The sequence below is a fragment of the Agrobacterium bohemicum genome, from assembly GCF_002896715.1.
In the GTDB taxonomy this organism is placed as follows: Bacteria; Pseudomonadota; Alphaproteobacteria; order Rhizobiales; family Rhizobiaceae; genus Agrobacterium; species Agrobacterium bohemicum.
In genome coordinates this window covers 1-23,016 of sequence record NZ_PGEL01000017.1, presented here as the reverse complement: position 1 = coordinate 23,016, position 23,016 = coordinate 1, and the positions used below count along the sequence as shown (strand labels likewise).

The following is a 23,016-nucleotide window of genomic DNA, read 5'->3' as shown; positions in this document are numbered from 1 at the left end:
ACTGGCAGGCGGCCCGCGCCGATGCCAGGGAAGACATGATTAGGAGACACTTATATGACTGAAACTACATACGGCGGCGCTCAGGATCTGCTGGTCGAGCTGACTGCGGATATCGTTGCTGCCTATGTTAGCCACCACGTCGTTCCGGTCACGGAGCTTCCCGGCCTTATTTCGGATGTTCATACAGCGCTCAGCGGCACCTCCACGCCCGTCGTGCCCGCCGTGAATGTTGAAAAGCAGAAGCCTGCGGTGTCTGTCCGTAAATCGGTTCAGGATGACCAGATCATCTGCCTGGAATGCGGCGGCTCTTTCAAGTCGCTCAAGCGTCACCTTACGACGCATCACAGCATCACACCGGAAGAGTATCGCGAGAAGTGGGACCTGCCGGTGGATTACCCGATGGTCGCCCCCGCCTATGCAGAAGCGCGTTCGCGCCTCGCAAAGGAAATGGGCCTTGGCCAGCGCCGCAAAGCTGCACGCTGAATTCGCCTCATTGGTAAATGTCAAAAGCCGGTCCCTGTGACCGGCTTTTTTNATGGCTACCCGGAGAGTTATATTCGCCCCTCCCGGATTTTAGGAAGTTAGTCCAGTATTCATCCGTATATTTTTACATCTCTGGCTGGATTGCGTACGACTTCATCGTGATATATGAATTAATTCCTATTTNATGAGGAGTGATGTTCATGCCCGTGAGTCTCCAGCCATCAGGACCGATATCGACCGTCGGTCATCGTTTTTTCGCCTGCCACGCCGTTCCGTCATCATCAGTACCCGCGTCGCATCGTATGGCGTGCCAGCAGGTGCGCCAGATAACCTGCACGGTCTTCGCGGACATCGTCGATCGTGAGATGGTCCGCCGCGACCGGCGCCATGCCATGTCCCACATCCGCCAGATCGCGCTCTATGTCAGCCATGTCGCTTTGTCCCTGCCTTTGTGGGAGGTGGCAATCTGCTTCGGTCGGGATCGTTCCACTGCCAGCATCACCTGCCAGCGGGTGGAAGACCGCCGTGATGATCCCGGTTTCGACGCTTTCGTCACAGCCGTCGAGCAGGCGGTACAGCCCGTTCTCGAAACACTTCAGGCAGGTGCAGAATGACAGAGAATGGAGAACGCGGGCTCGTGCGCCTGCTGCGTTTCATCGGGAACGGACNTGCGCAGGTCAGGGATGTCGGCGATGACTTCGAAATCACCATTGAGGGCGCAGCAGCATCTCGGAAAGTCGGAAAAATCGCAATGAAACAAGCGATTTCTACCGGTTTATTGCGGAAGGAAGGGAACACGCTTTACGTTCAGGACACCGCAAGAGCCTTCATCAAACGCGCGATGGTCAAGGAACGGGACGAAATCTTTCAGGAACAGCATCGCCTGTGCGAAGTCGTCTCCGTGGAAATTGAAGGTGAGCGTTACAATGCAAAGCGCAACGAATTGTCATCACCAATGCTTGCACTTTCACGATTGAAAGACCGCGATGGCCAAGGCTTCTTTNCCGCCGATGCGCTTGAGGCAGGTGAACGGCTGGCCAGCGACTTCCACCGCGGCCACCTCAGCCCCCGCATCACCGCATCCTGGGAGCCGCGTCTTGCGAAGCGAGGCAAGGGGCAGTCGAATGGCGCGCAGGACATAAGCGATACCGCGATGTCCGCCCGCATGCGGTTTTCCACGGCAGCAGAGGCGATGGGCCCGGAACTGGCAGGTGTCGCCATCGACGTCTGCTGTTTCGAAAAGGGTCTGGAACTGGTGGAGCGCGAACGTCAATGGCCTGTCCGCTCGGCCAAACTCATGCTGCGCACCGCACTTCTGGCTCTGGCCAGACACTACTCACCACCGCCACCCACCACCCGCAAACGCGAAACGCATCATTGGGGCGCGGAGGGATATCGGCCGGTGGTGTAGCCGCCGTCTGTAACATATCAAGCAGCCAGCACTTGTGCTTCGGCCCTGATACGGTTGACCATGGAGCGAAGGCCGTTGGCGCGTTGGGAGGACAGGTGTTCGACGAGACCGATCTTGCTGAACACGTCGATGGCATCGAGGGCGGCGATGTCGGAGGCTTTTTNGCCGGAATAGACGGCCAGCACGATGGCGACGAGGCCGCGCACGATGTGGGCGTCGGAATCGCCTTCGAAGGTCAGAACAGGATCACTGTCGTTATCGCTATGGCTGACAACCCAGACCTGGCTCGCGCAGCCCTGCACCTTGTTTNCAGCGATCTTCTTTTCGGCGGCCAAATCCGGCAGCTCTTTGCCGAGTTCGATCACATAGCGATAGCGATCCTCCCAGTCATCAAGAAAGGCAAAGTCGTCCATGATCTTGTCGAGAGAGGCCATTTATCCGTTATCCGTTCGTTTCAGGCTGCATGCTTGCTTCCTCATTCCTATGACAGGCACAGGATGAGGTGAGTGAGACCTACCGTCGCTTTAACCTCGATATAGGCCAAACCATCCCCGAATTGAACCGCCATGCTGACGAAAAAANGCCCTGCGACGAACGTTGTTCATGCAGGGCTTTGAGAGTCGGGCAGTCAGGCGGCTCAGTGATGAGCCGCAAGTTGTGAAAAAAGGAAATCTTCAGAGCGCGGGGCGGCGCTGTGGCAGGGGGACGTAGGGCTGGGATTTGATGGTGCCGGTCTTGATGTCATCGCTCTCCTGCGCAACATCCACAGTGGCTGCGGGGATGGTAACGGCGGGTGCTGCGGCATCCGCAAGCTTTGCAGGCTCTTCGCTGCCAGCCAGTTGCGCGTCTATCAGTTGATAGGCAACCTTTGCGCCTTCACGGGCTCTTTCACCCAGGGCATGAAATGTTTCCGCGCCCTTGACGCAGACATCCGGTTTTNCCACGCAGATGGCACTGACGTAACGATAGGCTTCGCTGGCTGCCGAAACGGCGCCGGCGACGTTCATCTGCGATGTCTGCGAATTGCTGTCGCTCGAACTACCGAAGTAGGACAGCGCCACCAGAACCAGCGAAAAGAAGATCGATGACTTGATCAAAAACCACATTGTGAAACTACCCTGTTTAACCGTCGCCCTTTTCGGGTCATCCGTGTTTGCCCTGTTCTCCGGGCTTGGCATCACCCTATCCCCAACAGACCAACAGCGATTTGCAAAAACCGGCAGAATTTAATTCAAATTGTAGCTATTTGTTCCGTCGCAGGATCGAAGATCGTATTTCGTTAGAGTTTTAACTGTTGATGTTAAGCATAATTGCGGCGGTCCCCAACAAATGCAGGGGATAGCGCCGGTGCAGACTGCCACAAAGATTAACGCAAACAGAAAAATATAACAAAATCCTTTGCTTACCCGTCATTAACCATGAAATGCAAAGTCTGGCCCAAATGCTTCGAAATGAGACTCTGAAGGGTTTTAACGGCCTTTGGCGTCATCGCTTTTAGCCTTTCCTTAAGCCGGTGGCTCCTATTGTCAGGCATGGTTAAGGGCTGTCCGGCCCATATGGATTCGGTGTTCAAGTATTGCGTAATATAACGGAAAAAGCGGTTGCGTTGATCGATCATGCCACGAGCATGTGGCTGTCGCGCATGGAAGAAGACGAAAGCGCGCGAACCGCAACGGTTCAGGCCTTGCGTCGTCTCGTGGCATTCGGCCTCGCTGCATTTTTTGTCGTCCCAGCAGTTTTTNGCCTCATCGTTCCTGTCTCCGTCGCGCTGCCTCTGGGCGTTGCGACCGTTTTTGCCGTGTTTCTTGCCGCCGCCGTATCGCTCCTGGCCCTGCGCAAACCGGTAAAGTCGGAGGTCGCCGCTCCCGCGATCACACAGAATATGGTGCTGGCAACGCAGGTACCCGGCCTGCTGGTGGTGTTTGATGAGCACGGCGTCGTCAAAAGTGTGTCCGGTCGCGATCTCAAGCAATTCCCGGCGCGTTTTCAGAATTGCACTGGCCATTTCTTTGCGGAACTGGTGCATGTCTCGGATCGTATTGGGCTTATGCAGGCCTTTGATGCGCTGCGGCAGGGCGAGGACAATGCCATTGCCGATCTGCGCTTTGAAAACGGCACTGCGGCCCGCCAGACCCAGTTCATTCATGGCCGTATGGACATCACCGCCGAGCGCGATCGCTTCGGCAGGTTGGTTGCCGTCGTCGGGCAACTGCGCGATATCACCGAAANGGAAATCCTGCGCAAGGAAGTTGCCCGCAAGGTAGCGGAAGCCGAGTCGGCAAATGATGCCAAGTCGCGCTTCCTTGCTGCCGTCAGCCATGAATTGCGCACGCCGCTGAATGCCGTTCTCGGTTTTTCGGATATTCTGGCGGGTGAGTATTTCGGCAAGCTAGAAAACGACCGCCAGCGCGAATATGTCTCGTTGATACGCCAGTCCGGCGCGCATCTTCTGTCGGTGGTCAACACCATGCTGGATATGAGCAAGCTGGAAGCGGGCCATTACGAGTTGATGATGGAGCCGTTCCGCATTTCCGATGCCATCAACACCTGCGAAGGCATGCTGGGCCTTCAGGCCAAGCAGAAGGGTCTGACCCTGACCAGCCGCATCCAGCGTGACATGGGCGAAGTCGTCGCAGATCAACGCGCCATTCAGCAGATTCTCATCAATCTTGCCGGCAATGCCATCAAGTTTACCGAATCGGGTGGTGTGGTCTCCATGGATGCAGCGCTGGAAGGCGGCATGCTGAAGCTGACCGTCAGCGATACCGGCATTGGTATCGCCGCAGACAAGATCGCGCTTCTTGGCCAGCCTTTCATGCAGGTCCAGAACGAATATACCCGCCGCTACGAGGGCACGGGCCTCGGCCTTGCTCTGGTCAAGGGACTGGTAGAGTTGCACGGTGGCACTGTCACTATTACCAGCCGCCCCGGCGAAGGCACGATGGTTACGATCCTGATGCCGGCAGATGGCTCCGGCCAGACAGGCATGGATCGGGAAGATACGAGAGAGCCGGTGGAGTTTCCACCGCGTCTCAAGCCACAGACACCTGTGNTCGAAACGACGAAGGGGGATGTTGCGGATGGCCGCGCCAAAGCGAAAATCGCCTAGGAAAACATCGGTTCGCAAGGAGCCGGGGTTCTTTTCCGTGGCCGCTCTCGCCATGGGAAACCAGCTTCTGCGTCATCCAAAACTCGTCGGCGGCTGCACCGCCTTCATGGTCGTGTTCGGCTTCGTTGCCGCCAATGCGTTGTGGTATCAGCCAGGCCATCACCCGTCGCCATTCCTGCGCACCCGGGATGAGGAAAATCCCAACGGCATTCCCGGATATCGCCTGGCCTCGGGGCTGGGAGAACACGGCAACGTCACCACCTTCCGCATAGAGCGCCAGACCGATACGCCAGTGAACGCCCCGGCTCCGGCCCAGCCTGCTATGCAGCCTGCCGCGAGTGTTGCTCCCTCTGATCCAGCCGTGCACCAACCTTCGGAACTGGTTGCCGAGATCCAGCGGGAGCTTGCCCGCCGTGGCCTTTACGAAGGCGTGGCAGATGGCATGCCCGGACCCCGCACCACGGCTGCCGTGCTGTTCTTTGAAGAAACGGTTGGCATGGAACAGACCGGCGAGCCCACGAGCCGCATTCTCTCTGCGCTGAAAATAGACAGCGCTACCACGGTTGCCGCAATTCCCAAGGCTCTGCCGAAAGACCGTCCTGCTGCGGCCAATTCCGGTGGCGTGGCGATCGATCCCGTGGCGGCTGCCATTCGCAATGCAGAGACCAATCCGCCCAAGGCGCAGCCGGTGTCGCTGACATCAGGACCATCGGCCAAGCCTGCCGAAAAGGACCTTGTAGCAAAAATTCAGCAGGGTCTCGTCAACATCGCCTATGCCTCGGTGAAGGTGGATGGTGTGCCGGGCGAACAGACGCGCACCGCCATCCGCAACTTCGAGAAGCACTACCGCCTGCCGGAAACCGGCGAACCCAATGAAGCGGTGCTGAAAAAGCTGAAATCCATCGGCGCTTTGTGATATCCACAGAGCCTTTCCAGGTTAGATTGAAGCGTTAGGGTGGAGCAGGTTTTCGTCAGGGCAACGGTGATTGGCGAAGAGCGTACTCCAAGGTACGATCGAGACAATCGCCGTTGAGCCTGACGGAAATATGCCCGCCATCACGTTTTAATCTGGCCTGGAAAGGCTCTAATATGCGTCTTAAATCCGAGATTTTCGTTTCAGCCCTCGTTCGTCGCGTGTTCTCCGCAGGCGATTTCGCTGCCATCGAGCGCAAGGGCGCGGACGCCGCTGGCGCAATTTTCATCCGTCAACGCTTGCGCAACGGCCTGGAAAACCTTTATGGCCCGGCACCGCAAAGCTTTTCCGATGACGAAGAGGTGAGGGCGGAACGCCGTTTCGAGCTGCGTCTAAGACAGGCAGATGCGGGGGAGGCGGAGGCGCTTCTGGATAAAGAGAGCCGGTTCGATAGCGATCTATGGGTGGTGGAGCTGGAGACCGAGACGGTGGAAGGGCTGTTTACTGTCGTCTCTGATTAAGAGCACGCGCCGGATAGGCCCGTTCAGACGCTCCGCCTATCGCCTCACCACCATCTGCTCCCGTTCGTCTTCCCGGACAACCGAACCCTCACGAGCCGGATCAACCGTATAGCGGTCGGCACGGCGCCAGCTTTCGATGCGGTCCTCGCACTGGCCGGGGTTCAGCGTGTCGAGCATGGTTTCGGCGCGTGTCATGTCGCCATCGCGCACCTTGAGGTGCGGATAGAAACATTCCAGCACGAAAGCGGCATCGGCGAAGTCCATGCCGAGGCCGATCATGGTGGTGGCCAGTTGCTGGCCGGAAATATCCAGCATCACCCGTTCCGACAGCCAGTGGCTTGCCGAAAGGGAATCCGAAAGCGCCATGGAGAACTGCCGCGCATTGCGTTCACGCGCAAAGCGCACCAGTAGGGCTTCCTGCACATCCGTAAGGCGGCGCGCACCCAGATTGTCGCTGACAGGACGTTGGAGCTGACGTGCCATGGTGCGGAGCTGGCGACGCAGGTCTTCCTCGCGTTCTGCAATCGTCCGCTCCATGGTGCGTGACACGTTGGCGGCATTGGCCTGCCGCTCGTCAGTCGAGTGTTTGGGCGTCTGGTGTGAATGCCGCAGACCCACCAAGGCATCGATGACGGTTGGTGAAAGGTCTTCACGACGAACGATAGCCCGCGCATGCGCACCGCCCTGGGTGCGTGCAACAGCAATCAACGTATCGTCATCCAGGCATTTGGAGGAGACGAGGAACGGTGCAGCGAGGCCGATTGGCTGGCTTGCGATGAAAAAGGCGACCGCCGAGGGGATGTTGGGATTTTGCGACAGGGCTGCCACGGCTTCCCGTTTCGCTTCTGCCGTACATGCCGAAAACAGCGGCATGAACAGTTCTGCAAACTGGCGAAGCTCAGATTTGGACGGATGAGATAGCCCCTCAAAACTCGATACGGTGGCCATGAGCACCACGTCCTTCTTTCTGTCGGCGCTTGGCCTTTCTAGCTCTCGAAACCGGTCGGTCAACGCAATACCCAATGTGACGCAAAACAAAACGATCCGTTCAAGTTATAACAAACGTGTTGACGCCCTGTTAACCAGCGCGGACGCAAAGCGGTTTTTNGCCTCTATGCACAGCAAATTTTAAGACTTGGATTTGGGGGCGAAGGTGAACCTGACAGTGGTTCACGCGCCTGAAGCGCTAGCGGGGACTCGCCCGCCTTGCCGATGACATGGAAAGACGAGCCCCTGACCGCTATCATGGCGGCTGATTGCCCTTAGACATTACGAAAACGACAACCGTCAAACATCTAAGGGTCGAAAGTTTAACCCTCGATTTTCTGGATGTCTGGAATTGGTTATTAAATACAACGGCTTTGCCGAAACGGTCATTAAACAGTTCACACAAGTGTGAGCCTGGGCTTTACGAAACACTGATTTCGTAGAGACAATTTTAATGGCATATGTGTCGATGGAAGAATATTAGTATTAACGAATGATTAACCAATACATGTTTGTAATGCGATAGGCAGTCTGCAGATTCGGTACTAGTTTNCAGAATTGAAATGTAGCGAATACTGCAGCAAGTAATATGCTTGCAACGGCTTCTTGCCTCCCATGCCAGTCTGTGGACTGGAACTGCACAATGTTGTGGTGAATGGCATTCCCGCGCGCTTTCAACGCATTCGCGCGATTGATTCAACAACTAAGCGTCATGCCCCCTGAGAGGAGAAGACTATGACGGAAGTGATTTCGTTTTATGCGGCGTCCCGCCGCCTCGGCAAACCAGCAGACACGCCAAGACCGACAGGCGGCCCTGCGCAGCTTCTGTTTTTTACCGGCGTTCGCTACGAGCGGGCCGCGGTCGACATACAGATTGAAGCGCAGAAGAAGCCACGCAAGCGCAAGGTCATTGCTACCGCGGACGCTGCCGTCGGTTCCTGATCCGATCGAAAACGATGCCGCCTAAGGCCACTGCGTCTGCTCGCATTTTGCTTCGCTGAGAAACCGTGTCGCTTCCTCCGAGAAGCTTGGCTGCGGCACCATGGTTCGCAACACGGCATAACCCTTGCTCTGCCCTGCCTCCACCAGAATGGACTTGGAAAGACCTTCCGGTTGCGCCTTGCGAAGTGCGGCGAGCTGCACCTGATTGGCAACCAGAATATCCATTTCGCCGCCCGCAGACGTGCGATCATTCATGCTGAAGATTTCGTTGGACGCGCTGTCGAAAACCGACACCGACCAGAACGGCACCACGCCGAAAGCCGCCAGCCGCGTCGGTTTCTCAGCCACATCAAACGTGCAGACGGCAACCCGCATGAAGGGATCACCGCTGCTCAGGCTAGTCTTTTCACGGTTCTCGTTCAGCAGATGAAAGAGGTTCGGCGCGCCTTGCGCCAGGGAACGCGTATAGGCGTCGCGGTTGGAAAAATGCGGCGTCGACAGCAGAATGATCAGATGCAGAACAGCGGCACCGACCAAACCGACGAAGACTGCAAAGACGAGCTTAAGCATTTCCGCACCCTGTCTTCTGGATGTCCGGCATCTTGATGTCGATCAGGCCCGTGCTGCCGGCAACCGGCGTATCCAACAGTGTCAGCACCAGTTTGAAATTGGCCCCTGCTGGCACGGCAAGCCAATTATAGGTCTGCGCTACCGCTGCAACGCTGATGTCCATGCCGCCATCGGGGCCGTGCAGAAGCGTGCGGGAATTCAGCGCCATGGGGCGACCAGACCCATCATCCAGCAGATTTCCCTGCTGGTCAGCAGCATAGAGCGTCCAGAAGCGGGAAGGGGGTACCGAGCCGGTCAGCCTGTATCGGCACTCACCCGTCAGACGCTGCCCGCTGCTGTCGTTCGCGGCGGTAAAACTCAGGCCTTCGGCTGTTCCGTACAGCAGCTTACCGGCATCTGCCCGGTGCGATTTNGCATAAGGGTCCGCCTCGGTCGTCTGCGCTTCGGGAAAAGCATCCCACGCACCGATCTTGATCGAACCAAAACCATCGGTCGCCTCCAGAGCCGCAAGCGTGGATAATATTCCGCCGCCAAAGGCGATGATGAGCGAAATGGCAACAAGGAATGGAACTCGGAACACGCTGTTTNCCCGTTTTGGAACAGGTGAGCGTTAGCATTGATTCCGTTTCGGGGAAATGGGCAGAACGACGCCGAGGCGGGCTTTGCATAAATCTCCACGACCTTTGCTGACGATGTGCTGAATTAGCGTTCACACATCGCAAACACGCTTGGACGGTGTCGGCTTGATGACCCCAAGGCGGCTTGGGGGCGAGCCCCCACTACCACCCGTCATTGAACAGGTTGCGTTGTGGCCGGTGCGGATGGCGCGGCCGGTACTGCCGCCGCTACGCCAGACACATCGTCAGTCGCAACAGGTGCTGGTGTCATCTTGCCATCCGCTGCGGCCACACGCCAGACCGTATTCCCGGCATCATCAGCCACCAGCAAAGCCCCGGTACCATCGATGCCGACTCCCACGGGACGGCCTCTCGCTTTGTCGCCCTGAATGAACCCGGTCACCACATCCTGCGTCTTGCCGGATGGTTTGCCGTTTTCGAACGGCACGTAGGTCACGCGGTATCCATTGAAGGCATTGCGGTTCCAGCTTCCGTGTTCGCCGATGAAAGCGCCGTTGGCATAGGCGGTTGGCATGGCGGAGTTCAACGTAAATGTCAGGCCGAGCGCTGCGACATGGCTGGACAGCGCATAATCCGGCTTGGTCGCCTTGGCCACCATATCAGGGCGCGGCGGGTGCACACGGGCATCGACATGGTTGCCATAATAACTCCAAGGCCAGCCATAAAAGCCATCTTCCTTGACGGATGTCATATAGTCGGGAACGAGGTTCGGCCCAAGCTCATCACGCTCGTTGATGACGGCCCAAAGCTCCTTGCTCTCAGGATTGAAGGCCAGACCGTTGGGGTTTCTAAGGCCGGATGCGAACAGCTTGAATGCCCCTGTCTGCCGGTCCACCTGCAAANTCGCGGCGCGGTTCTTTTCCGCTTCCAACCCGTTTTCGACGATATTGGAATTGGAGCCAACCGATGCATACAGGAACTTGCCATCCGGGCTCAGCGCCAGATCCTTGGTCCAGTGGTGGTTGATCGGCCCGCCGGGAAGCTGGGTCAAAACCCGTGGCGGCGCCGTAATCTCGTTCTGTCCGAGTTGGTAGGGGTATGCGAGGATTTGGTTCGATGTTGCCACATAGAGCGTGTTGTCGGCAAAGGCGAGGCCGAAGGGCGAATCCAGTTTTGTCAGCAGATCATGTCGTTCATCGACCGTTCCATCGCGGTTGGTATCGCGCAGAAGCGTGATGATGTTGCTTTCCTTGACCTCGCCGGTTTCACCGTGGGAGATGGCCATGATCCAGCCGCGAATGATATCCTTGGGCCGTGTCGGCGCCTGTCCCTTCGGGCCGCGCGACTGCACCACCAGCACGTCACCGTTCGGCAGCGTATGCACGGTTCTCGGATTGACCAGATCCTTCTGATAGGCGGTAATTTTCAATCCTTCCGGCACGGTCGGCATCTCGCCATCCTTCCAGCCAACCACCTCCGCCACCTTCAGATCGGGCAGAAAGCTGGTTGATGGTTCCGGCAATACGGGGTCTGCGCCGATCTGCTGCGAAAGGTCGAAATTATCGTTCTGATCGCTGCATGCGGGCAGGATAATGGCAACGCTGCCCAGAAGAACGGCAGTACGGAAAAAGCGTGTCGCGACCATCATACTCTCCAAGCCAGTCTTGCATATTTGCGGGTAGAAGCAGCAACCGTCATCAGCGAAACAACAAAGGTAACGAGCGATAGCAGCAGCCCATAAGGCACAACCGCCGTCCATCCATCACCTGCGTGGACAAGACTGTTGGTAAACGCCAGAACCAGCATCACCAGAANCAGAATGATCGCGAAAAACGAAGGCCGCATCGGCCGCGTGCGGACCCGCAACAGATCGATCAACCCCGCCAGCACCGCCAAACCGCCAAACACCAGCCCGGCAAACAGCAACCAAGCCGAAAAATTCTGCCACATCACCTCCGCCGTCTGCCAAAACGCAATATCCGTCCCCAGCGCCAGTGAAAAGCACACGAAAGGAAACGGGACGAAGAGGGATTGAAAGGGATAGGCAGAGGCATCTCTGCGAGGCTCGTCACTCATGGATGGCTCCAGCCGGGGGTATGGAAAGGTGGAAGTGTGGTTTTTGGAAATTTAATACAATAACCAAACGGATGGACCGAGTATTGGTTGCAGACCGTGTGGCCGTCTACTCTTTNGAGCGATAGCGAACCAAAATCGCCGTAATTATAAAACACGCCGTGGTTGAAGAAAAGTGATCAGGAGGCGTCGATGATTCTGGAAATGCCTGAAAAAGTCAGACTCGTTTNCCAAGAGATAAAGTTGGCAAGTGCTGATGATTATGAAGCGTTGTCTGACATCCGAGCCAAATTTCATACGCTTATGGATGATGATCCTTCGCTTATCAAAGCGTTATATGATGTTTATTTTCACTGCCTGCGAATTGCGCTGACACATGAAGCCGACGAAAATATTGAAGAGACGCACGCCTACAAATTCATAATGCTGTTTTCGTCTCCATCAACATCTATGCCAGGCAGAGCGCGTGAAGGGNCTTTCCGGGTGCTTATCGAACGGCATCAGGAGCACAAAGCGCTGCTAGAGGTAGCGCTGACATCGGCTGATCGACTGGTAAGCACAGTCCATAGCCACATGGATACCGGCAATTTAGGTGACATCCCGACAGCGATGTTGGAATTATACTGCTGGCATCGGCCTCACAATGTGCAGACGCCAGAGATCGAGGCAGAGCTTCATCCAATGGTGTTGAGGCTATTCCGAGCATTTCCAGCCCAGAAAAGTTTGGTTCTCGGTGAGATGCTTATGAATAATTCTGAGGGAGCAGTCCTCGTGAGTGATCTCCTACGTTTTTATGCATTGGAGCGACGCAATTTGGGAGAGGGCCCAATACCCCACATTGCCTCGAACATGCTGGGTCACCATGCTTGGAAAACAGATTTTCTCTACGTAAANTCTGCAGATATTCTGGTCCTGACGCTTCGGGACTCAAAGTCCTGGCCGCCGGAAACAGTGGCTGCGTTTGTGGAGAAGCTTATCCTCACGCCTCTTGCCGTGCAAACAACCACGCAAGCCACCGAAATCGCGCGCGCGCGAGATCAGGTTGCTAATGCTGAACAGCGCATAGCATCGAAAAANTACAAAAGTGAACGCTGGGCATCTGCGGAAGATGTGAAAAAGCACGATATCGAGTTTCTGGAAAANTACCGTAAAGAGTTAGCGCTGATAGAAAGCGATTTTGAAAGCTGGAATGAGCAGCGATGGAAACAAGCCGTACGCCGGGTCGCAGTTTCAGCCGTGACACGCAAGGCGCTTAAAGTTTCAAGCCAGCAACTGCCTTTGGGCAGCAGCGAAAAANTAGTGGCGTTGCTACGCGACGCCTTGGACTACAAAANTAAGCCAAAGACATTTCCAATGCCAAAGGCCGCGGACAACAGGTTCAGGGACTTTGGCCTCAAGCTTCTCGTCATAGAGGAGTTGATGTATCGGCGGAAAATACTGACGCCTGTGTTCGACATTCACGAGTTTGCAAANGAGTACGAAAAGCGTGAAATCGACATAGAGTCGGATGGATATGAAATCATTCCGGAGGCAAAGACATATTTCCAGAACCTCGCGATTCCCGACGACCTTCTGTACCAAGTCGAAACCTTACATCAATCAAGCGGCATCGATGGTGGTTCGCGTTTTCTCGATAACTTGTTCCCCTTCTGGGACCCTGGTGCTGGCGATGAAGTCATAAAAATTACCAACAAGGCAATTGATGACCTCGCCCTTTTACCAAACTTGAAACGCTTAAGCGGTTTGGAAAACAGCAAGTCAGGCCCCAAGCTTCTGAAAGCATTGAAAGACAGAGGCGTCCAACTTCTCGATGAAGAAAGCGCTTGAAAGGGCAGAGGTACAGAATGTGGAATTTGCGTGGCGCGATGCGCGGCTGACACGTTAGTGTCGAGAAGTAGTGTAGGCTGGGAGCGCAGGCTGGCGAAAGGCAGTAAAACTACCGCTTTACGCCGCCATCTCCACCAACCTCGGCCACTTTCTGCACCGTCAAAGAAGGCGCGGAGGCGTCCCTCAACTTCTTGCCAATCGAACGGATAACCCGCGTTGCCTCTGCGGATAGAGACCGGGGGCGGGTGAGGGCTGGTAGGGCGTTGGCGTCTGTGGAGGCTACTTCGGCGCCTGTGGCGGGACGAGGGCGGGAGCCTGATGGCAGCGGGTTCTGGATGCCGGGGATGGGGCGCAGTTCCATGCCCTGGTGGGCGTAGTCCATCAGCCGCTTGAACGTCATGGCGGGCAGCGCGCCGCCGGTCATGTTGTTCATAGAGGTGAAGTCGTCGTTTCCGAACCAGACGGCAGTTGTGTAGTTGCCGGTAAAGCCGACATACCAGGCGTCGCGGTAGGATTGCGACGTGCCGGTCTTGCCACCGGAGACGATGCCGTTATCCAGTGCGCCGCGCCGCGCCGTTCCCTCGACGGGGATGGTCACCAGCATGCGGTTCATCTTGGAATTGGCTTCTTCGGACAGCACGCGCTGGGCGGGCGGTTCGTCACGGTCGAAATCGTAGAGAACCTTGCCTTCGTAATCCAGCACCTGCGCGATACCGTGGCGGCGCGATTGCATGCCGTCGGCCGGGAACACGGCGTAGCCCGTGGCCTGATCCAGCACGGTGACTTCGGAGGTGCCGAGCGGAATGGTCTTGTCGGTGCGCAGCGGTGTGGCAACGCCCATGGCCTTCGCCGTATCGGCAATCACCTGCGTGCCCAGCACATCCTTGGCAAGGCGCACCGGCACGGTGTTGTAGGATTTGGCAAGTGCGGTCTGCAATGTCACCTTGCCCGCATAGGAGCGGCCATAGTTTTGCGGCGACCAGCCGCGCCATGTTACGGGCGCATCTGAAATCAGCGTTTCCGGCTTGTAACCCTTCTCCATGGCGGCGGAGTAGGTGTAGACCTTGAACGAAGAGCCGGGCTGGCGAAGGGCAGCGGTTGCGCGGTTGAACTGGCTTTCACCATAGTCGCGACCACCGACCATGGCGCGGATGCCGCCACCATTTTCGATCATCACCATCGCGCCCTGCTTCACCTTGTAGCCTTCGCCGAACTCGCGAAGACTGCCTTCCATGGCCTGTTCAGCCGCCTGTTGAAGGCCGCTGTCGATGGTAGTGCGAACGACCACCGTGTGGTCCTTGATCTTGCCGTCCTTGGCCAGCTTCTGCACCTCGTCAAAGGCCCAGTCGAGGAAATAGTCCGGCGCTTTCACGTCTTCGCGGTCGATGACGGTGGCCGGGTTGCGGCGTGCGCCGACGACTTGACCCTCCGTCATCAACCCGCCTTGCACGAGGTTTGAGAGCACGGTGTTGGCGCGCGCGCGCGCGGCAGGAAGGTTGACGTGCGGTGCATATTTNGCGGGCGCCTTGAACAGGCCGGCGAGAATGGCGGATTCCGCCAGCGTCACATCCGTCAGGTTCTTGCCGAAATAAAACTGCGCCGCTGCCGCTGCACCAAAGGTGCCACCGCCCATATAGGCGCGGTCGAGGTAAAGGCTGAGGATTTCCTTCTTGGACATGTTGGCTTCCAGCCACAGCGCCAGAAAGGCTTCCTTGATCTTGCGTTCCAGCGAACGTTCATTGGTCAGAAACAGGTTCTTTGCCAATTGCTGCGTCAGCGTCGAGCCGCCCTGCACGACGCCGCCTGCGCGGGCGTTTTCGCTCATGGCGCGGGCAAGGCCGATGAAATCGATGCCGAAATGGTCGAAGAAACGACGGTCTTCGGTCGCCAGAACGGCCTTGATGAAATGATCCGGCATCTGGTCGATCGGCACGGAATCTTCGTGGATAATGCCACGATGGCCGATGGTGTTGCCATAGCGATCCAGAAACGTGACGGCGAAATCACCGCGATAACGCCAGTCCTTCTTGGTTTCCTCGAAGGCGGGAAGTGCCAGCGCCAGCATCAGCACCGTACCGGCGGTCCCCACCGTCAGGGCGTCATCGGCGATGTTGATGAGAAATTTCTTCCAGCCGCGCACGTGCAGCTTGCGGGACGCGACGGTGACGTCTTCCCAGAAGTCGAAAAAGCGGGATGCAGAGGTCCAAAGGCCGGAATCGATCCATGAATCGATGCGCAGCAGAATATGGCGTTTACGGCGCGCCTGTTTCTTGTTCTTATCTTCCTGCACGTAAAACGAATTCCTGTTCGATATTTCGAGCGTCTGCTTGACGCGGCAACCTTGCGCGGGTCATTCCCTCAACACTACTCCGCCAGATTTAAGGATTATCTTATAATCTGGAAGATTGCGACACGACAAAACGGGCCGGGCCATGTTGCCGCCCGATGATGCAAANTGGAACGGAAATGTTAACGATGAGTGACGCGCCATTCTGGAAAACGAAATCGCTGGCGCAAATGAGTAACACCGAATGGGAAAGCCTGTGCGATGGCTGCGGCCTGTGTTGTCTCAACAAGCTGGAAGACTGGGACACCGGCGACGTGGTCTTCACCTCCGTTGCCTGCCAGTTGCTGGATGGCGACAGCTGCCAGTGTTCGGATTACCCCAACCGGTTCGATACGGTGCCTGACTGTATTCAGCTCAACCTCAAGCTGGTCAATGAAATCGGCTGGCTGCCACCGACCTGCGCCTATGCGCTGGTGCGTGATGGCGAAGACCTCTACTGGTGGCATCATCTCATCTCGGGCGACCCTGAGACGGTGCATATCGCAGGCATCTCCGCACGCGGACGGACAGTGAATGAAAAGCAGGTCGATGTGGATGACTTTGAAAATTATGTGGTGGACTGGCCGCTGACGGTGGGGGAGCAACCGAAGGCGCAGCAGAGGTGAGGTCGTCGGAGTGGGTGTCGTCCTATTCCTGCCCCATCTGCCCGTTATTAAAACGGATAATCCATCTCAGACGTCCGCTGCCCGCTGTCATCGCGGTGATACATTCAAGGAAAATGCATGCTGCCCCGCTGCGCCGTTCTTAAAGCTCTGTGCCTAGCCGCTTTCGGCCTGTCGCCCGTTTGGGCTCATGCCGCAACACAGCCTTATGAATGCACCTTCGTGACATCGGTGGAAACCGGTGCCGTCATCACCCAGCAGGGCACCTGCGACAAGCGCGTATCTCCGTCCGCCACCTTCAAGGTGCCACTGGCGCTGATTGGTTATGATTCCGGTATTCTGCTCGATGAGTTCAATCCCGTCTGGGAGTGGCAAAAAGGCATGGAGGCACAGCCGCAGGAGCGCAAGAAGGTTGACCCGACAACGTGGCAGAAAGAATCCATCCGTTGGTATTCGCGTGAAATCACCAGCCGTCTCGGCCAGGAAAAATTTGCCGCCTATGTTAAGCGTCTGGGTTTNGGTAACGCGGATGTGGCGGGCGAGGCTGGCAAGGATAATGGTCTGACGGACGCCTGGGTTGACACGTCGCTTGCCATTTCCCCGGTGGAGCAGATCGGCTTCATGCGCCGATTGCTGGCCAACAATCTACCCTTCTCCCGCGATGCGCAAAACAAGACCAAGGCCATCATTCCCGTCTATGACGGCGCCGAGGCCTGGAGCGCCCACGGCATCACAGGCACCGGTACGCTCAAAGGCGATGACGGCAAAGCAGACCCCAACCGCCCCTATGGCTGGTTCGTGGGCTGGGCAGAACGTGAAGGTCAACACATCGTTTTCGTGCGCTTCCGCGTGGCGGACAAACCATCGGACAAGCCCATGGGGCAGGTGGTGCGCGAGGAGTTTTTGAGGGACATCCCGAAGTTTTCGGTGCATCGGTAAAGGCGAGTGGCGTGACGGCAAAAGCTGGCGAGTAAAACATTCACCTGACCCAAGTCTCAGATAAATAATATGTCTCCCTTGACCTTCCCATCATGGGAAGCATTACATAAAGTCTCGAAAGGGGAAATCCCATGAACGAGACAGTCAAGACAATACCCGTAGCCGAGCCGATTTCGGTGTCCGTGGAAGGCATGACCTGCGCGTCCTGCGTGCGTCGCGTTGAGACCGCCGCGGCCAAGGTGCCGGGGGTGGTGACGAGTTCGGTAAATTTTGCGACGAAGAAGCTGACGGTTGACCGAACTGAAGGCTTTTCCGCGAAAACGCTTGCCGCAGCGGTGAAGAAGATCGGTTATGAGGTCACGCCGCAGATCATCGAACTGGCAGCGCATGGCCTTAGAGGTGCAGATGATGCCGCACGGCTGAAGGGCGTGCTGGAGGCTGTTGCGACGACTGTTGGCGCTGAGGTGAACGCAGAAAGCGGTGCCGTGATCATCGAAAACATCGGTGGCGGTCGTCAGCGTGAAGTGCTGGTGGAAACGGCAAGGCTTGCCGGTTTTACGTTGAACGCCCCTACATCCTCTGCCCACGATCACGCGGCACACAGCCATGAACACATGCACCATGCCGGTGCCGAAACGACGCTGAAACGCGATGTAATGCTCGCCGCCATCTTTACCGCGCCGCTTTTCATATTGGAAATGGGCGGCCATGTTTACGAGCCGATGCACCATTGGCTGATGAGCGTCATCGAGACGCAGACGCTTTATTACGTCTATTTCGCACTGGCGACGGTGGTGATTTTTGGGCCGGGATGGCGCTTTCTGAAATCGGGTTTTCCGGCATTGGCGCAGGGTGCGCCGGAGATGAATTCGCTGGTGGCGCTTGGGGTAAGTGCGGCCTATCTCTATTCGCTGGTCACGACCTTTGCGCCCGGTCTGCTGCTTGACAATGCCCGGCATGTCTATTATGAGGCCGCCGCCGTCATCGTCACGCTCATCCTGACCGGGCGGTTGCTGGAGGCTCGCGCCAGTGGCAAANCAGGCGATGCCATTCGCAAGCTGGCAAGCCTTCAGGCCAAGACGGCCCGGGTGGAGCGGAGCGGGCAGGTGCTGGATATCGCAGCTGACGAGGTTGCCACGGGCGATATCGTCATCATTCGCCCTGGGGAACGCTTGCCCGTAGACGGCGAGATGGTGGAGGGCGCATCCTATATCGATGAATCGATGATATCAGGCGAGCCGGTGCCGGTGGAAAAGACGACGGGCAGCCATGTCACGGGCGGCACCATCAACAAGAATGGCACGCTGAAATTCCGCGCCACCAAGGTCGGGACCGATACCATGCTGGCGCAGATCATCGCTCTGGTGGAGCAGGCCCAAGGCGCAAAGCTGCCCATTCAATTGCTGGTGGACCGGGTTACGGCCCTGTTCGTGCCTGTCGTTATCGCCATTGCCCTGCTGACCTTTGCAGTCTGGTCGGTATTCGGGCCTGAGCCCGCTTATACCTACGCGCTGATCAGTGCAGTCGCCGTGCTTATCATAGCCTGCCCCTGCGCCATGGGACTGGCCACGCCGACATCGATCATGGTCGGCACGGGCAGGGCTGCGGAGCTCGGTGTTCTCTTCCGTAAGGGTGAGGCTTTGCAGGCGCTGCGTTCCGCGGAGATCGTGGTGATGGACAAGACTGGAACGGTCACCAAGGGTAGGCCGGAACTGACCGATCTGGTCGTGGCTGAGGGTTTTGATGAAAGCGAAGTTTTGAGGCTGGTGGCAGTGGTTGAGAGTAGGTCGGAGCATCCGATTGCTGAGGCCATTGTGCGGGCGGCCGCTGCTAAACACATGACGCCCTCTACAGGGCTTGAATATTCCATCACCAACTTCGAAAGCGTCACCGGCTACGGCATCTCTGCCACCGTCGATGATCGCAGGATAGACGTCGGCGCAGACCGCTTCATGGAAAAGCTCGGTCTTTCCGTCGCACCGTTCGCACAAGCCGCCGAGCGGCTGGGCGATGAGGGCAAGACGCCGCTTTACGCCGCCATCGATGGCAAATTGGCGGCGGTGATTGCCGTTTCAGACCCGCTGAAACCGTCGAGCATCGAAGCTATCAGAGCGCTGAAAGCCATGGGCATCGGTGTGGCAATGGTAACGGGCGACAATGCCCGCACAGCAAGGGCCATCGCGCTACAGGTGGGCATTGAAACGGTGGTGGCAGAGGTATTGCCGGAAGGCAAGGTGCAGGCGATCCGTGATCTGCGTGAAGGCGGCAAAAGGCTGGTCTTCGTGGGGGATGGCATCAACGATGCGCCAGCGTTGGCGGAAGCCGATGTCGGCATCGCTGTAGGGACTGGCACCGATGTTGCCATCGAAAGTGCCGATGTGGTGCTGGTGGGTGGTGATCTCATGGGCGTGGTCCATGCGATAGAAATGAGCCGCGCCACAATGCGCAACATACGCCAGAACCTGTTCTGGGCTTTCGGGTACAACGCGGCGCTCATTCCCGTCGCGGCTGGCGCGCTCTACCCNGCTTTCGGCATCATGCTGTCTCCGATGATCGGGGCAGGGGCCATGGCAGTGTCCTCGGTCTTCGTTCTCGGCAACGCGCTGAGACTCAAAACGATAAGGGTGGCTTGATGAATATCGGGGAAGCCTCGCAGGCATCGGGCGTATCGGCCAAGATGATCCGTTATTACGAGCAGATCGGCCTCATCACGCCACCGGCCCGGACGGGCAACAACTACCGTACCTATGGCGATGATGACGTGCACAATCTGCGCTTCATCAAGCGGTCCCGCACGCTGGGTTTTTCGCTGGAAGAGACAGAAACCCTGCTGAAACTCTGGCAGGACAAAACCCGCGAAAGCGCAGCCGTCAAGGACATCGCGCTGGCTCACATCGCCGATCTGGAACGCAAGATCGCAGACATGAAANGCATGGTGAAAACGCTGTCCCATCTCGCCCATTGCTGCGGCGGCGACCACCGGCCCGACTGCCCCATTCTGGACGATCTGGCAGGTATCGACGCGTCGGTTGCGGGAAAATGAAACGCCTCAGCCTGTTGAAAATAAGAAGGAAATCGAAATGACCACAACCTTCGCAGTACCCGACATGACCTGCGCACACTGCGAGAAAACCATTCGCGGCGCGCTGGCGGATGTGCTTCCCGGCGCGGATGTAAGCGTCGATCTAAGCACCCACCATGTAAGTGTTTCCGGCGACGCTTCGACCGCGGAGGAAGCGATGCGCGAGGTGGGGTATAGCCCGGAACGGGTGGGGTAAAGAAAAAGGTGATCTGGGATCACCCTTTTTGACGATCATACCTCGTCGAACGTTCCGCCTTCGCGGGACGGGTTGCGGTCGATGACTTTTTCTTCGAGGTCATCGGGCAAGGCGTCGTCGCTTTCCTGATAGGGGTCGTCATCGGTTTCGGCTTCTTCGTCTCGCAGTTCCTGCTCGACCTGCTGCGGGAGTTCGCCTTCTTCGGGTAGGTCGCTGACGTCCAGGTCTACGAGTTCCTGATCGAGTGCATCTTCGTTTNCTGTCAGGGGCTTGCGCGGGTCCATGGTGGTTTCCTATCGGGTTTGTGGAAGCGTGTCGGCGTTTGTCGGCTTTATGACTGGGTCGTCATCACCACGACCATCGCCAGATAGATGACGAAGGCCATGATGCCGACACCTGCGATCACGAGGATGATGCCGCGTCCGGCGCGCTTTTTTTGAACTTTGTTTTCGTTTGCCTCAGACGGAAATAGAACGGGATCGGTTTCCTGAGTTTTGGGCACGGAGCTCTCCTCTGGATATTTCTGTTATCCAGAGAACTGGCCAGCGGGAGGAATGTTCCTGCGCGATTACTGTTTNAGCGCCCAGATGGTGGCATGTGCCACCGCTCCATCAATGCTTTTCAGGTGAGCGGCGCGCACCGGCTCGAAGCTCTCTATGCGCTTGGTTCCGACGTAACGGCCATGGTCTGCGAAGACCTCGATGGAGCCGTAATCGAGGAAANTTCGCAGTCGGAAGGGGCGGGCGCCTTCTGAAATATAGCGTGGTGACGGGCTGCCTCGGCCATCTTCGTGACGAATCCACAGGCCGGTGTCATCGCAGACGACGCCGAGTTTGGCGCTGGGGTGGTCCAGTTCCAGTTCGAAGGGAAGGCCAGGTTTGGTCAGTTCGAACAGCAGTTCAACAGCCCCGGTGGAGAACTCCACCCGCTCTCCCGCCGCCAGGCGGGTTCTGTCCAGAATGCGGTGACGAAGGCTTTCCGCCGCCCCGATGGGTGGCGTCAAAAGCGCGCCGTGGGAAAAATGCATGCGGCGGGGCAGCGTCATTGCCGTGGGNAAATCGATTTCCGGCGTTGCATCCGCCCAGTTGGCCAGCCAGCCGATGCCGACGATGGTGTCTCCATCCAGAAACGCCTGGAAGGCGTAATTGTCCGTGCCGAAATCCAGTTCCTGGCCGAATTCCTTGACGAATGTCTTGCCATCGAACCAGCCGACATCTGCCATCGTCAGGTTCTTGCGGCCCGTCGCGGCATCTTCCGAATGCATGAGGCCATAGGTCAGCACCCAGCGCGTGGAGCGCGCATTGGCGGGGCCATCAAGGGGCAGCAGGCAGGGGCATTCGATGGCCGTGGTCTTATAACGCGTTTCTACCCAAAGCTTGCCAACATATGTCCAGCCGGATGCAGCCGTCGGGTCCTGTGTTTCGTAGAGCAAAATGACGCCGCCGCCATCGCTCTGGCTTCCCAACAGCATCTTCCATAGGCCATCCGGGCCGCGCACCACATAAGGATCGCGGAAGTCCGTCGTCAGTCCCTGTCCATCGGGGCGGTTGCCGAGGATCACCTCAGCTTGACCTGCCATGATGAGATCCGACGAAGTTGCGGTCAGTTGAATCTGCTGTTCCGGGACCCGGTCCTGCACCTGCTCGGTAAAGAACACACGAATCCCCGTACCTTCCACCAGTGGAATGGTGGAGCCGGAATAGGCACCACCGCGCTTGTCCGGCCGTGTCGTCAGGTCTTCGGACGGGAAGAGGAAAATCGGCAGATGCCGCCAGCGCAGATAATCCGAAGAGACCGCATGGCCCCAATGCATGGTGTTCCAGCGCAACCCGTGGGAATAATGCTGATAAAACAGATGCGGGCGTCCCTCGAAACGGCCAAAGCCGTTGGGGTCGTTCATCCAGCCAAAGGGCGGGCGGAANTGGTAGCTCTCCGGCAGGTCGGGAGCGGCATTGTCAGGCTTGGTATGGACCACGGTGATGCCGGTTTCCAAGACGTCCGAGGCGATGAACCAGTACATGACCGAAACGGCAGTCGTGACCGTATCATAGCTCAACTCGACGCGACCGCCGCCGAAAACCTGATAGATACGAAANTTATACTCATCCAGATTGGTGCTGGAGACTTCGCCGAATTTGCCGTTGTGGTTCGAAAAGGACACCGAACCCGGCTCGTCGTCTTTTTTNGCCTTGAGCCAGACGTGGAACGTGGCATTGACCGGAAGATCGGTTTGTATGGTGCGAATGGCGCTTNCGATCTCTACGGGCGATGCGGTATCGTTCATTCCACTATCCTTTCATCTCTGTACGGTGACAGGATAACAACGAAAGTGGCAGGTTAAAGTTCAACGCCGACAGAGTGAACTGCACCCCATTTCGACCGGACAGTCGGCATAAGCAGAAAGGCTCAAGCACAGGCTTGAGGACAGGCTTATGT

Annotated in this window: 22 protein-coding genes and 1 pseudogene; 13 read left to right on the top strand and 10 right to left on the bottom strand. The window is 57.3% G+C overall.

All coding sequences use genetic code 11. The features are described from left to right. Positions 1-54: 54 nt before the first annotated feature. From CUC55_RS02860 to CUC55_RS02850, 3 genes are all read left to right on the top strand, one after another. Complete coding sequence (locus CUC55_RS02860; RefSeq protein WP_067651892.1) at positions 55-483, top strand: Ros/MucR family transcriptional regulator; 429 nt, start codon at positions 55-57, stop codon at positions 481-483. Positions 484-683: 200 nt separating this feature from the next. Continuing rightward, a complete protein-coding gene (locus CUC55_RS02855; protein WP_157940899.1) occupies positions 684-1,097 on the top strand; it encodes a hypothetical protein in 414 nt (137 codons plus the stop codon). Then, entirely contained in the window at positions 1,094-1,894 is an 801-nt protein-coding gene (locus CUC55_RS02850) for a DUF6456 domain-containing protein (RefSeq protein ID WP_103086918.1), read from the top strand. Before CUC55_RS02855 ends, CUC55_RS02850 begins: the two co-directional genes overlap by 4 nt. 17 nt (positions 1,895-1,911) lie before the next feature. Here CUC55_RS02850 and CUC55_RS02845 read toward each other — a convergent pair whose 3' ends face one another. Together CUC55_RS02845 and CUC55_RS02840 are read right to left on the bottom strand one after the other, a co-directional pair. Continuing rightward, complete coding sequence (locus tag CUC55_RS02845) at positions 1,912-2,328, bottom strand: SufE family protein (RefSeq protein WP_103086917.1); 417 nt, start codon at positions 2,326-2,328, stop codon at positions 1,912-1,914. 240 nt (positions 2,329-2,568) lie between these two features. After that, positions 2,569-2,901, bottom strand: a complete 333-nt coding sequence (locus CUC55_RS02840; RefSeq protein WP_425352723.1) for a DUF5330 domain-containing protein — start codon at positions 2,899-2,901, stop codon at positions 2,569-2,571. A 578-nt stretch (positions 2,902-3,479) separates the two neighbouring features. Here CUC55_RS02840 and CUC55_RS02835 point away from each other — a divergent pair. The 3 genes from CUC55_RS02835 (at position 3,480) to CUC55_RS02825 (ending at position 6,437) form a co-directional block, all read left to right on the top strand. Continuing rightward, positions 3,480-5,003: a sensor histidine kinase gene (locus tag CUC55_RS02835; RefSeq protein WP_103087013.1), complete on the top strand. Its 1,524-nt coding sequence runs from the start codon at positions 3,480-3,482 to the stop codon at positions 5,001-5,003. Continuing rightward, positions 4,975-5,919: a peptidoglycan-binding domain-containing protein gene (locus tag CUC55_RS02830; RefSeq protein WP_067651905.1), complete on the top strand. Its 945-nt coding sequence runs from the start codon at positions 4,975-4,977 to the stop codon at positions 5,917-5,919. The genes CUC55_RS02835 and CUC55_RS02830 overlap by 29 nt, the downstream gene beginning before the upstream one ends. A 173-nt stretch (positions 5,920-6,092) precedes the next feature. Further along, positions 6,093-6,437: a DUF1491 family protein gene (locus CUC55_RS02825; RefSeq protein ID WP_067651908.1), complete on the top strand. Its 345-nt coding sequence runs from the start codon at positions 6,093-6,095 to the stop codon at positions 6,435-6,437. Positions 6,438-6,473: 36 nt separating this feature from the next. Here the strand turns inward: CUC55_RS02825 and CUC55_RS02820 are convergent, their stop codons facing one another. Then, the gene (locus tag CUC55_RS02820) at positions 6,474-7,385 is read right to left on the bottom strand and encodes a DUF2336 domain-containing protein (protein WP_082760312.1); all 912 of its coding nucleotides are present in this window, start codon (positions 7,383-7,385) and stop codon (positions 6,474-6,476) included. A 774-nt stretch (positions 7,386-8,159) separates the two neighbouring features. Between CUC55_RS02820 and CUC55_RS02815 the strand changes: the two genes are divergently transcribed. Continuing rightward, the gene (locus CUC55_RS02815; RefSeq protein ID WP_067651911.1) at positions 8,160-8,366 is read left to right on the top strand and encodes a hypothetical protein; all 207 of its coding nucleotides are present in this window, start codon (positions 8,160-8,162) and stop codon (positions 8,364-8,366) included. A gap of 21 nt (positions 8,367-8,387) precedes the next feature. Here the strand turns inward: CUC55_RS02815 and CUC55_RS02810 are convergent, their stop codons facing one another. The 4 genes and pseudogenes from CUC55_RS02810 to CUC55_RS02795 form a co-directional block, all read right to left on the bottom strand. Continuing rightward, entirely contained in the window at positions 8,388-8,936 is a 549-nt protein-coding gene (locus tag CUC55_RS02810) for a DUF1254 domain-containing protein (RefSeq protein WP_067651914.1), read from the bottom strand. Continuing rightward, positions 8,929-9,516, bottom strand: a complete 588-nt coding sequence (locus CUC55_RS02805; protein ID WP_067651917.1) for a DUF1214 domain-containing protein — start codon at positions 9,514-9,516, stop codon at positions 8,929-8,931. Before CUC55_RS02805 ends, CUC55_RS02810 begins: the two co-directional genes overlap by 8 nt. Before the next feature lie 230 nt (positions 9,517-9,746). Beyond that, positions 9,747-11,159: pseudogene (locus tag CUC55_RS02800) on the bottom strand (PQQ-dependent sugar dehydrogenase); the annotation flags it as partial. Next, a complete protein-coding gene (locus tag CUC55_RS02795; RefSeq protein WP_103086914.1) occupies positions 11,159-11,590 on the bottom strand; it encodes a DUF2231 domain-containing protein in 432 nt (143 codons plus the stop codon). The gene CUC55_RS02795 and the pseudogene CUC55_RS02800, both read right to left, overlap by 1 nt. A gap of 189 nt (positions 11,591-11,779) precedes the next feature. Here CUC55_RS02795 and CUC55_RS23505 point away from each other — a divergent pair, with 189 nt between their 5' ends. Next, positions 11,780-13,414, top strand: a complete 1,635-nt coding sequence (locus CUC55_RS23505; protein ID WP_103086913.1) for a DUF6892 domain-containing protein — start codon at positions 11,780-11,782, stop codon at positions 13,412-13,414. 109 nt (positions 13,415-13,523) lie between these two features. Here CUC55_RS23505 and CUC55_RS02785 read toward each other — a convergent pair whose 3' ends face one another. Further along, positions 13,524-15,704 carry a transglycosylase domain-containing protein gene (locus CUC55_RS02785; protein ID WP_067651926.1) on the bottom strand — a complete coding sequence of 727 codons (2,181 nt, stop codon included), beginning with the start codon at positions 15,702-15,704 and terminating at the stop codon, positions 13,524-13,526. 185 nt (positions 15,705-15,889) lie between these two features. On the opposite strand from CUC55_RS02785, the gene CUC55_RS02780 reads away from it, so the two are divergent. The 5 genes from CUC55_RS02780 to CUC55_RS02760 all read left to right on the top strand — a co-directional run bounded on the left by CUC55_RS02780 (position 15,890) and on the right by CUC55_RS02760 (position 20,580). Next, a complete protein-coding gene (locus tag CUC55_RS02780; protein WP_067651930.1) occupies positions 15,890-16,366 on the top strand; it encodes a YcgN family cysteine cluster protein in 477 nt (158 codons plus the stop codon). Between the two features lie 117 nt (positions 16,367-16,483). Then, the gene (blaOXA, locus tag CUC55_RS02775; RefSeq protein ID WP_103086912.1) at positions 16,484-17,302 is read left to right on the top strand and encodes a class D beta-lactamase; all 819 of its coding nucleotides are present in this window, start codon (positions 16,484-16,486) and stop codon (positions 17,300-17,302) included. A 131-nt stretch (positions 17,303-17,433) separates the two neighbouring features. Next, positions 17,434-19,935 (top strand): heavy metal translocating P-type ATPase, encoded by a 2,502-nt coding sequence (locus CUC55_RS02770; protein ID WP_170063809.1) that lies wholly within the window; start codon positions 17,434-17,436, stop codon positions 19,933-19,935. Continuing rightward, positions 19,935-20,345, top strand: a complete 411-nt coding sequence (gene cueR, locus CUC55_RS02765; RefSeq protein WP_103086911.1) for a Cu(I)-responsive transcriptional regulator — start codon at positions 19,935-19,937, stop codon at positions 20,343-20,345. The genes CUC55_RS02770 and cueR overlap by 1 nt, the downstream gene beginning before the upstream one ends. A gap of 37 nt (positions 20,346-20,382) precedes the next feature. After that, a complete protein-coding gene (locus tag CUC55_RS02760) occupies positions 20,383-20,580 on the top strand; it encodes a heavy-metal-associated domain-containing protein (protein ID WP_067651942.1) in 198 nt (65 codons plus the stop codon). Between the two features lie 331 nt (positions 20,581-20,911). Here the strand turns inward: CUC55_RS02760 and CUC55_RS22825 are convergent, their stop codons facing one another. Next, entirely contained in the window at positions 20,912-21,082 is a 171-nt protein-coding gene (locus tag CUC55_RS22825; protein WP_170063808.1) for a hypothetical protein, read from the bottom strand. Between the two features lie 66 nt (positions 21,083-21,148). After that, entirely contained in the window at positions 21,149-22,864 is a 1,716-nt protein-coding gene (locus tag CUC55_RS02750; protein WP_103086909.1) for a GH32 C-terminal domain-containing protein, read from the bottom strand. Positions 22,865-23,016 lie beyond the last annotated feature (152 nt).